The following is a 9,725-nucleotide window of genomic DNA, read 5'->3' as shown; positions in this document are numbered from 1 at the left end:
AAGTCAATCGAATATGCTGCCATCTCTAAATAATCTGTTTTTTTACATCTTTCAAGTTTACAATCTTTGTGGCTGGTTTGATATCAAATTGCTGTTAATTGACTTGTTGTTCAATTGGCGGATGATCAGACATAAAATACATTTGAGTATATACCCCAACGACATCTGGCGATCGCATAGGTAAGAATTGATTGATGTTAGAAACCTGTTACTACTCCAGATGCCTTAAGCGCATCTGGAGTTTCTTTTTGGAAAAAGCGATCAAAATTTTCCAAATCATCTGGATATGTCAGAACACAGCTGAATACGGATATATACTGAATTATCTATATCTAACACGGGACATCACTTATTCATGTACCCCTTCCTGCCAAACAACTCTCGCAAAACAGCCCCAGTTCATCTGGGGCTGTTTTGTGCACTTTCAACAGAGAAGGTGTGTAAACGAGAAGGACAGCAGTTGATCCTCAGACATCCTTAACTGTATTTGAGTGTATACCCTGATGACATAGGATTCTCTGAGGGTGAAAATTTGATATAGGTAAATGCGTATCTTTCCTGACTCCAGATTTGCCACAAACATTTCTGGAGTTTTTTAATTACTAGAATTTCAAATTACCCATCTAGTCTAGACTCCAGCGAATATTTTACTTTTTTTATGAACACACACACTATAGCTGTGCGGTAAAATTAATAAAAATTAGCAATTCTTATAAATAAAAATTTAGTGAGAAAGTATGGAAATCTCAAATTCTACTCCTCAGAGAGAAAACCCACAGCGACAAGCTTCTGAAACACTTGTACAAGCTAAGAGCATCAGCCGTCATGAGTTTATGAAATTGTTATTAGAAGAACGGCGATGCATATTAGCAGCACAGGCTGAGTTAATGTTATTACATTACGAGCAATACAGTGTGGGCAACTCTTGGAGACGCTCTCGCGTTCAGACCCACACTGATTTGGAGTGGGGCTTCAACCCTTGAACATTCGTTCACGGCAGAGGGAAGGAATCAGAATTCCATAAAAGCCAACTGAGCCTCCTGCCCTCTGCCTTTCTTGCTAAAAATTACTCTCAGCCAGAAGTAGGGTAAGTGCGAGCTTTATTAGTCTCTACTTCTCTGTTAACGGCAGTCCGATAGGTATCAACGGCATGGTTTGGTAGAACGTCACCATGCTGTGTCAAAAAAGACCATGCTTCTCCAACGTGTGAGTATACATCGTTCCGAAAGATGGTCGGCGGTGAGAGAGGAATAGAATCCGCTAAATTGAAAATGCGATAACTGTTAGGAACTAGCTGACTGTGCATTTGAGCAAAGCTTGGATTGCCAACCCGTGGGCCGGCATAGGTGTATAGCCTGATTTGCTTTTTGAGTTTGGGAACTGAAAGTGCAAGATCAACTGCTGCAAGGGTAGCAAGGGCTGCTCCTAGACTATGCCCTGATATATAGCAAGGCAGAGATGGATTTAAGTGATTAGCGATTTCACGAGTTTGTTGAGCCAGATCTTTATAAATCTTGGCAAAACCAGAGTGAATTTTACTATTAGCAAAACCATCATAGTTTTTCTGGAAAAGCAATATATCTCCAATCCATTCAGTTGTTCTTTGAGTGCCACGAAAAATAATGATATTGGTAGTTTTAGAGATCAGAACAAAGCCGAAGTAGACGGGAATTAGCTGCTTAAGTTTCACTGCTTGTTTTACAGTCTGACCAATCGCTGTTTGTGCCGCATCTAAATTATTTTCAACTGGGTCTTGAGTAGCAGTTAAGGAATGGTTGGTTACTGGCACGTCAACCTCAATAGTTTCTGAACTCTGTGCATCTTCTAAACCCTTTAATGATGCGATCTGAGTATAGCCATCTAGCTGGGAAGTATATGCAGGTAAGGATTTTATTGACCCATCAAAGGAGGGATTTACCTTGCCCGATAGGTATTGTTGAGTCCCCAATTTACTACATTGGATCAAAAGCTTAGATACGCTGCGATCATACGGAATGTTGGATGGAGTTAGCTTTAGCGATGCCTGAATTTCTATTCCTTGGTTGATTTTTTTAGCATCGGCTTCAAATGTTTGTTTCAAAAGATCGTGAAGGTTCGTTTGAGATTCCTTTTGAGCCAATGCTATTAACCTGCTTTGCGCTCGCAGTCGTTGGTAATTGCGAGAAATAGTTGCCACTACCCCCAATGTCAGTCCGACAAGCAGAATCTGCCTACGCCTAAGCCTCATCGTTGCCTTCCCGCACTACCACTGGCATAGAATTGGTTAGTTACCTGTCCCAACGTCCAAGTCAGGGTAAACAAAGCCGCTGAAATGGCAAATCCTGAAAACAGAGACATCAACAACCCTCCACAGAAAATGGTCACCCAAGCCATAAAAGCTAGTGCAAAAGCCCCCAGAATACCAAAGAGGTTTCCGGCGATCGCCAAAGGGTCTTGACCTTTGCTATAGCTCCACTCTTCACCTATATTCCAAATCATTTTCAGTATCAAAACCCCAACAACCAGCAGCGTCAACGTTAAAGTCCCGCGAACCGGATTTAGTCCGATGAGTGCTGTTCCCATAGCATAATCTAAAATTAGATTGCGAATTTTTCGGTGACGTTGAATCAGAAATGACGGTGTTGTAAATACGTCGGATTTTTGTGGTTCTGTTGACATGTAAACTACCCGAACTTACTCCGCTTTAGCTTCGTTGAAGTTGGGGCTTTGTCCCAGATTTTATCGCCCCATCTCCCCCATCTAGCCTGCACAAATAACTTTCCTTAACCGAACCGTATTTGCACTTATCCGCAACTTCCCCCTAATAAGTGCTGGAAATTGTTCGCTATCTAACATCTTCATCTGATGCTCGTTGTAGCGGGTTCCAGCGATCTCTGATCCAGGAATCGCCGCTTCGATACGGGTCAACTCCTCTGTTGATAATACCACCTCAACGGCTGCCAACAATTCTTGAAATTGGGTGCGCTTGCGTGCGCCGATTACTGGAACAATATTTTTTTCTGCTGCAAGTACCCAGGCAATAGCCAACTGCTCCCGACTAACTCCGAATGGCACGCTTGTAAAGCTGAAACCTTTGCTCTTACTGGGTGTGGGAGAGATGGGAGGTCTATTATCAATTACGAATTATTTTGACCCCTGATTTCCCTGATTCGGAGTATAGACAATACTCTAAAGTAATTTAAAGTATGACTCTTTAGAGGGCGATCGCATACAGCTAATACCTAGGAAATTATATATTATTGACCAAGTTATTTAAAGCTGACTTTGCTACTGATTCCGCTCGTTAAGATGTAATTTTCTGGTAGCGTAAGGTAGTTTGAATATTTTCATGCCCCATCAACGCTCGTAGTTCCTCAATCGCCATTAATCTTACTCGCTCAGTCGCAAATGTATGCCGCAGGTCATGTAGACGAATGTTTTTCAGTTCATGACTTTGGTTAATTACCTTTCTCCAGTCTGCAAGAATAGCTTCATAACTTACAGGCGTTACAACTTTGGTCGTCGGGTGTTGGGCGGTGAATAATACTCTGGAGGCGGAGTGACGATAATATCTTATATAGTTTTTTAAAGCAAGTTCTGCATCTTCACTATAAAAACACCAGCGCTGTTTGTTACCTTTACCTACAACTTGGAACTTGCGTTGTTCAATATTTATTTGTGCCAACTCTAGCGAGAGTAATTCTCCAATTCTGGCTCCACTGCATTACTATAACGCATCATTACTTGTTTAGCACTACCGCTTTTCGATACAAAAATTGATTTGATATACTTAAGTCAATTTTCGGAAACAGTCTTTACCTCCACCCGCAACATAGTTTCTTCTTTGTTATAAGTAGAGAGGTGCAAATAAACATAACTATGTAAAAAAACTAGAAATCCTAACGCAATACTCTGGATAGCTAATACAGGAGAAGTGCTAAGACACGTATTCTCTGTAGATGTATGATCGCTTGTTTGCCTATCATCACCCTGAAAGCGATAGATTAAATTGCTTATCTCATTGTATATGTCACAAAAATATCCTTTTTCATCTCTACTTCCGCCGTAGCGTCTGCGTCAGAGACTTTGAATTTTCCCCCTTCCCGCGTCAGGAAGGGGGTTAGTTTTTTCGTGGGTCTTTCCATACAACCTGAAAGTCAGATCAGCACACGATCTTGTTAAAACTAAGCTGTTCATCATCTAGTTTTAGAAGGGAATCTAAAGCAGCAAACGGTTTCAGGCGCTAAATTATCAAATTTAGATGCGCGTCAGCTTATTAACCAAACCAGTGAGAAGGTTCACAAGCTGGTTCAACTGTTTCACAAACATGATTGCTAATCCAATCTGACTTTTCTTGAACGATTAAACAAATGCCTTGGTGAATCAAATTTTGTAAATGTAGTTGCTGCTCAAAGGGTTTACAAGGCAACTTGTAATAAGCCAAGCTTCCTTGTTCAGCCTCTGCTAGCGGAATTTGTCCGTCAGGTATCACGCTGTAAAAGGAGGAAATGCGGTTGAGGACGAAAGCAATTAGCTCTTGACGTAAGTCAGGAATCGCAAAGGCTTGTTGATATGGATGGGATGGATATGTACCCAAAACGCTTTCAATCTCTCCTACTACTGATTGCTGTGTTAAATTGACTATCGTTTTCATGATTTTTAAACTCCTTTTTTAATCCAGTCAATGGTTGGTAAAGAAAACAACTTTTTTAGATGCCAACGTCGTCATGCAAATCAGTTAGAAGTAATTCAACTGATATATGCAATAGACCCTAAAACTAGCCTTTTATCTTGGTAGAATATCAGATATTTGGCTTTGCTTATTTTAGTTAAGGTTTATACTGGTTCAGAGCATGACTTATTAAAACAGCGTCTAATAAGCTGGTAAGTTACCGACATTTTCTATTTATAATCCTAATTATTTAAATTTTCTGCATTTTTGGCATAAATTTACATCAAATGCAGCATCAAGGCTAGGGGATCAAGATTAACGGCAATAAAACTACTTGAATTAGGAAAAAGTTTTTAATGAAGTTAAGCTTTTTTGGCAATTTACATCACTTTTAGGTTAGCTGCAAAATTTGCTGTTGCATCTAAAAAACTTATTTGTTGCACATTTGTTTAGTAAGTCATAAAAATAGCGACTCACTATAGTGCAAAATCAGTCTAGCCACAGATGAAAGAATCAGGTAAAAATGTTTAAAAAGTTCACATTATCTAAAGGTAGGTGATGCAATTGATTATTAATTTCATCAGCCGTAGCTAATCCAGAAAGCATCGCATCTTCTATAAGATTGCCGCCACACCAATCACCACAACAAATCAAAGGTAGGGGAGTTCCGGCAGACAAAAATGCTTCGTGCCAAGGACGGCTAGGAAAGGCATAATACCAACGATGTACTTGCATCCATTCGGGAGTATTCAGCCAAGGAAGGGATAGAGATTCAGCTGCTCGTTGCAACATATACTGTCCGCCAGGTTGTAAATCCTCTGATTCTAGATGACGTTGAGCAAAATCAGCGCTACTTTGCACCACAAAATGTGGCTGTTGAGGGTTAGGACGCTTGCTACTGTCCAAACCAATCCATGCTAAATCGTCATCATCCACAAAACTTAGAGCTTTCCACTGAGGAAAGGGTTGAGATGTGGGAGGATATCCAGCGATGTCTGACGACAAGCCGCTCCGCGTCTACGCACTAATCGAAGCATAAAATTCTACAGAACGCAAGTTATCTAGAAAAACTGCATCCAATACACTTTCACCCAAAGGTGCCAACAACATCACAGCTTGGGGTTCAGGAATAGCGACGACTAGAGCTTTTGCAGATAATTCTTCGTTACTAGATTCGAGAGTCAGACCCCAACTATTTTCAATAGTTGGGGTAATAGTAATGACACGCTGATTCAGTAATATTTCTAAACCTGGGGCAAGGGATTTAACGATCGCACTCATTCCTCCAGGTGCAACATATCGCGGACTGCGGTTTTTGGGTTCAGATAAAGGAGCGCCTGCTGTGAGTTCGTAAACCTCCTCTGTCCAAACTTCGAGGATATGGCGCGATCGCAATATCTCCACAAAACGTCCCAACAATTCCCCCTTTGGCTTCAGGTAACAAGCCCCATGATCCGCCTAAGTTCCATGCAAGCGACGTGTAGCCAGTCTTCCTCCTAAACCACGGGACTTGTCCACCACTAGCACCGAATATCCAGCTTGACTTAACTGCTGGGCGCAGACTAAACCGGCCATTCCCGCACCAATCACTGCAATATCAGTCATGAGTCAATAGTCCTTGGTCATAGGTTATTAGTCATTAGTATTAGTTATTATCAAAGGACAAAATTACTACTAATGACTGCTGAAAGCTAATAGTAGAATAAGGTACGGAGAGATGCACGGAACGGAGGAAGGGAAATTGGATGAAATGAGGGCGGCGCTAGAGTTAGCGACCGAAGAAGAATTGCAAGACTTAACGGCAATTCTATTTAGTCGTAAGTTCAATCCCCTAGACTATGTACACACACCCGAACCTATCGAAGTACAAAGCCAAGACCGCAAAGCTTGGCTAGACTCACTAGAGGGTCGCTTTCGCTTTTTGGCGGCAGATGGGATGACGGTATTGCGGGGACGTACAGGTCAGGTAACTTATCGACAAGCGTTAGTTCAAGTATGTAAGTATCTAAAAATTCCCTATTCTAATCAGCTGGCAACTATTGATTTAGAAGCAGAAGTATTTTTGCATCTGCTAGGACAGGTGTGGAAAAAATTGCCTGAACAGGAAAAGCAAAAATTGACTGTACAGGTGCAGCGTCAGCTGCTCAAATCAGAACTAAAACAACCGCTACCACTTTTATTGCAACGTGACCCCTTGGGGTTACTTTTCAAAGGCGGTAGTGCGATCGCTGTTACTTCCATGCTCCAACCACTTGTACTTAGGCAAATTGCCCGTCAATTTGCCATCCACTTTGCTACCTATGAAGTAGCCAGACAAGCGGCGATTACAGGCTCAGAAGCAGCTGCAACGCAATTTCAAAGCTATGTAACTATGCAAATGGCGCAACGGGGTATGACAGTGAGTGCAGCTCGTTATGGGGCAGCCCGCACGATGTTTGCTGTGATTGGGCCGATAATGTGGACTTGGTTTTTTGCAGATTTAGGGTGGAGAGCGATCGCCACTAACTATGGTCGGATCATCCCTACCATCTTCGCCTTAGCTCAGATTCGCCTCACTCGTGAGGAATGTTGGGAACCAGCTTGAACAAAGTTTTTGACTATTTCAAGCCTCGTTGGCAATCTTCTTGGAACTACTCTCTATGGGCACTGTTAATCTTCCCATTGAGTCCTTTATTGGGGGCTGTGACTATAGGTTTTGTCTCATTAATAACTTTGGTGAAACAATACCGCAAAATTAGTCGCCGCCCCCTCAACTGGGGATTTGCCCTTTTGAGTGTGTTGCTGATCGTGACTGCTGGGTTTGCCCAAGACAAGACAACAGCTTTCGTCGGCTTATTTAATTTATTACCATTCTTTTTAGTTTTCGCTGCTCATAGCACTCTGATTCAAACATTTGCCCAATTGCGGCAAATGGCTTGGATTTTGGTGATCGCTTCCATGCCAGTGATAATTATCGGTTTAGGACAGTTATTTTTGGGCTGGAGTTTGAAGTTCGAGATTTTGTGGATTGTCTTTGCTTGGACGATCAGACCAGGAGGAAATCCACCAGGTCGCATCGCTTCACTTTTCATGCACGCTAACACCTTCGCTGCTTATCTAGCGATAGTTTTCATCCTTGGTCTAGGGTTGTGGCTCGAACAATGGCGATTGGCTATTGGGAAGAATTCAGTCCTCAGCTCCCAGCCCTCAATCCCCTTTATCTTCCTAACCGTGGCAGTGATTACAAATTTCATTACCTTGATTTTCACCGACTCACGGAATGGGTGGGCGATCGCTATTTTTGCCTGTTTAGCTTATGCACTGTACCAAGGTTGGCGCATTCTTGTGGGCGGTGTCGCTGCGATCGTCTCTAGCGTGCTTTTGGCAGCTTTTGCGCCCTCGCCCGTCGCTCAATTTTTTCGTCAGTACATTCCGGCCTTCTTTTGGGCAAGGTTAAATGACGATATGTATCCAGATAGACCAGTTGCTTTAATGCGAAAAACTCAGTGGGAGTTTGCCTGGTCTTTAGCTCAAGAACATCCTTGGACTGGCTGGGGCTTACGCAGTTTTAGTGGACTCTACAAAGCGCAGATGCAGATTCCCTTGGGTCATCCCCATAACTTGTTTTTGATGTTGTCTGCTGAAACTGGTTTTCCGAGTACTTTTTTATTTTGTGGCTTACTCGCTTGGATTTTGATTATAGGTGTCCAATTACTACGAAAGTCAAAATATATAAATACACAAGACAGATTGATATTTTTCAGTTATCTTCTGGCTTTTGTGGCGTGGGTTCTATTCAATACAGTAGACGTAACTCTATTCGAGTTGCGTTTGAATGTGCTCTCATGGTTAATTTTGGCTGCCATTTGTGGAGTAGTACATCGTTATAACCAACAAGACAGGCTTGCATCTCATTCAAATTAACGTGAGTTCGACGAACTTCTCCGATTCATAGAGAGATGTTTAGCAAGGGCTGTATCTTAACTTAGTCCCATTCCTCTTAGAGGTCTTTTGATTCAAGTCAGTTACAGCAGAATTCAAGTATTTGAACCACATCTGTCGTCGGGGCACAGCAATGCTGTGCCCTTACTGCGTGATCTATTTACCTGAAAGTAGCTGTAAGCACTGAGAGTAGCTATTAGTTGTTTTCCAGTGTATACACTCAGGACATTTGGATATTTTTAGTAAATAATATTACTATACAGCGTGACTAATACTTAATTAGTCACAGTTGCTGATTGTTGGGAAGGTGTAGGGAGAACCTTTTCGGTTTTTCCTGCATGACGGGCATCTCTTGTAGATGCCCTTTTGTATATTTATTATTTTTCTTCAGTTAAGCACGATTTTAAAAAATATTCAATTTAACGGAATATCTGAAAAAAGTTTATCTTTCATAAAGGAACATCGAATATGATTGCTGAAATTAAACTAGGTCTTTGTAACCCGCCAGAACCTATCTATTTATATGTGAAGAAAGGAGAATTAAGCGGGGAATCCTACCTGTGGTATAACTATGATATAAATAATAAAATCACTATTCCTGTGCAAAAAACAGGACTGACTGGGTATATATCAGAACTTAAATTAACGACGAAAGAATTTAAAGAAAAAGACAACGTTAAGTTAGACATCGTTATCAGAGCCGATGAAATTTATATTGTTAGAACTGGAATAGAAACGAACTTTGCTAAAAGTTTTCTTTTAGCTGTATCACTAGTGCAGGACTTTTCCAAGCCCCTGATTATCGCTGCAACTGCTGGAGAAGAGAATGTAGTTTTTTGTAACCTCTACGACGCGGCGACTAAAACCCGGATTGACTCCAAATGGAACAAAGATGCTGATTGGCTGGCAATCATTGATAGTATTCAAACTAAGTTGCAGACATCTAAAAATTCTCATATCGTCTCTGGTGAGCCAATACTGTTCTGATTGACACTCTCAGCACGCTTCGTGACTGAGATTCTTAAGATTTTACAACCTTAATATCCTGTTTGTACAGGTTCCCAAACTCACCACGTTTGCTCCTTCGACTGCGCTCAGGACAAGTCATAGAGCGTGGTGATATCTCTTGGGCGTTTAGCTGTTAAACAGCAAG

10 protein-coding genes and 1 pseudogene are annotated in these 9,725 nt (G+C 41.6%); 5 read left to right on the top strand and 6 right to left on the bottom strand.

Annotated elements, in window-relative coordinates:
• The coding region (locus tag V7K36_RS10065; protein WP_335115339.1) for a hypothetical protein at positions 1–184 on the top strand (184 nt) is incomplete at its 5' end.
• Between the two features lie 553 nt (positions 185–737).
• Positions 738–983 (top strand): hypothetical protein, encoded by a 246-nt coding sequence (locus tag V7K36_RS10060; RefSeq protein ID WP_335115337.1) that lies wholly within the window; start codon positions 738–740, stop codon positions 981–983.
• Between the two features lie 89 nt (positions 984–1,072).
• Here the strand turns inward: V7K36_RS10060 and V7K36_RS10055 are convergent, their stop codons facing one another.
• From V7K36_RS10055 to V7K36_RS10030, 6 genes and pseudogenes are all read right to left on the bottom strand, one after another.
• Positions 1,073–2,227 (bottom strand): lipase family protein, encoded by a 1,155-nt coding sequence (locus tag V7K36_RS10055; protein WP_335115335.1) that lies wholly within the window; start codon positions 2,225–2,227, stop codon positions 1,073–1,075.
• Positions 2,224–2,658 (bottom strand): hypothetical protein, encoded by a 435-nt coding sequence (locus V7K36_RS10050; RefSeq protein WP_335115333.1) that lies wholly within the window; start codon positions 2,656–2,658, stop codon positions 2,224–2,226. Before V7K36_RS10050 ends, V7K36_RS10055 begins: the two co-directional genes overlap by 4 nt.
• Before the next feature lie 81 nt (positions 2,659–2,739).
• Positions 2,740–3,054, bottom strand: a complete 315-nt coding sequence (locus V7K36_RS10045; RefSeq protein WP_335115331.1) for an aldo/keto reductase — start codon at positions 3,052–3,054, stop codon at positions 2,740–2,742.
• A gap of 229 nt (positions 3,055–3,283) precedes the next feature.
• Positions 3,284–3,688 (bottom strand): tyrosine-type recombinase/integrase, encoded by a 405-nt coding sequence (locus tag V7K36_RS10040; protein ID WP_335115351.1) that lies wholly within the window; start codon positions 3,686–3,688, stop codon positions 3,284–3,286.
• A 567-nt stretch (positions 3,689–4,255) separates the two neighbouring features.
• Positions 4,256–4,633: a hypothetical protein gene (locus V7K36_RS10035; RefSeq protein ID WP_335115329.1), complete on the bottom strand. Its 378-nt coding sequence runs from the start codon at positions 4,631–4,633 to the stop codon at positions 4,256–4,258.
• 531 nt (positions 4,634–5,164) lie between these two features.
• Positions 5,165–6,256 (bottom strand): annotated as a pseudogene (locus V7K36_RS10030) (NAD(P)/FAD-dependent oxidoreductase).
• Positions 6,257–6,392: 136 nt separating this feature from the next.
• On the opposite strand from V7K36_RS10030, the gene V7K36_RS10025 reads away from it, so the two are divergent.
• From V7K36_RS10025 to V7K36_RS10015, 3 genes are all read left to right on the top strand, one after another.
• A complete protein-coding gene (locus tag V7K36_RS10025) occupies positions 6,393–7,235 on the top strand; it encodes a YaaW family protein (protein WP_335115349.1) in 843 nt (280 codons plus the stop codon).
• Positions 7,217–8,554, top strand: a complete 1,338-nt coding sequence (locus tag V7K36_RS10020; RefSeq protein ID WP_335115327.1) for an O-antigen ligase family protein — start codon at positions 7,217–7,219, stop codon at positions 8,552–8,554. Before V7K36_RS10025 ends, V7K36_RS10020 begins: the two co-directional genes overlap by 19 nt.
• A gap of 486 nt (positions 8,555–9,040) precedes the next feature.
• A complete protein-coding gene (locus V7K36_RS10015) occupies positions 9,041–9,559 on the top strand; it encodes a hypothetical protein (protein ID WP_335094690.1) in 519 nt (172 codons plus the stop codon).
• Positions 9,560–9,725: the final 166 nt, after the last annotated feature.

The organism is Nostoc sp. (assembly GCF_036919555.1).
Lineage (GTDB): Bacteria > Cyanobacteriota > Cyanobacteriia > Cyanobacteriales > Nostocaceae > Nostoc.
Note: the sequence above shows the minus strand (reverse complement) of the source record. Positions and strands in the feature narration are given on the sequence as shown.

Bases quoted from the DNA above. Each gene is read 5' to 3' on its own strand.
- V7K36_RS10060 (WP_335115337.1), top strand. From the start codon at position 738: ATGGAAATCTCAAATTCTACTCCTCAGAGAGAAAACCCACAGCGACAA.
- V7K36_RS10055 (WP_335115335.1), bottom strand. From the start codon at position 2,227: ATGAGGCTTAGGCGTAGGCAGATTCTGCTTGTCGGACTGACATTGGGG.
- V7K36_RS10050 (WP_335115333.1), bottom strand. From the start codon at position 2,658: ATGTCAACAGAACCACAAAAATCCGACGTATTTACAACACCGTCATTT.
- V7K36_RS10035 (WP_335115329.1), bottom strand. From the start codon at position 4,633: ATGAAAACGATAGTCAATTTAACACAGCAATCAGTAGTAGGAGAGATT.
- V7K36_RS10020 (WP_335115327.1), top strand. From the start codon at position 7,217: ATGTTGGGAACCAGCTTGAACAAAGTTTTTGACTATTTCAAGCCTCGT.
- V7K36_RS10015 (WP_335094690.1), top strand. From the start codon at position 9,041: ATGATTGCTGAAATTAAACTAGGTCTTTGTAACCCGCCAGAACCTATC.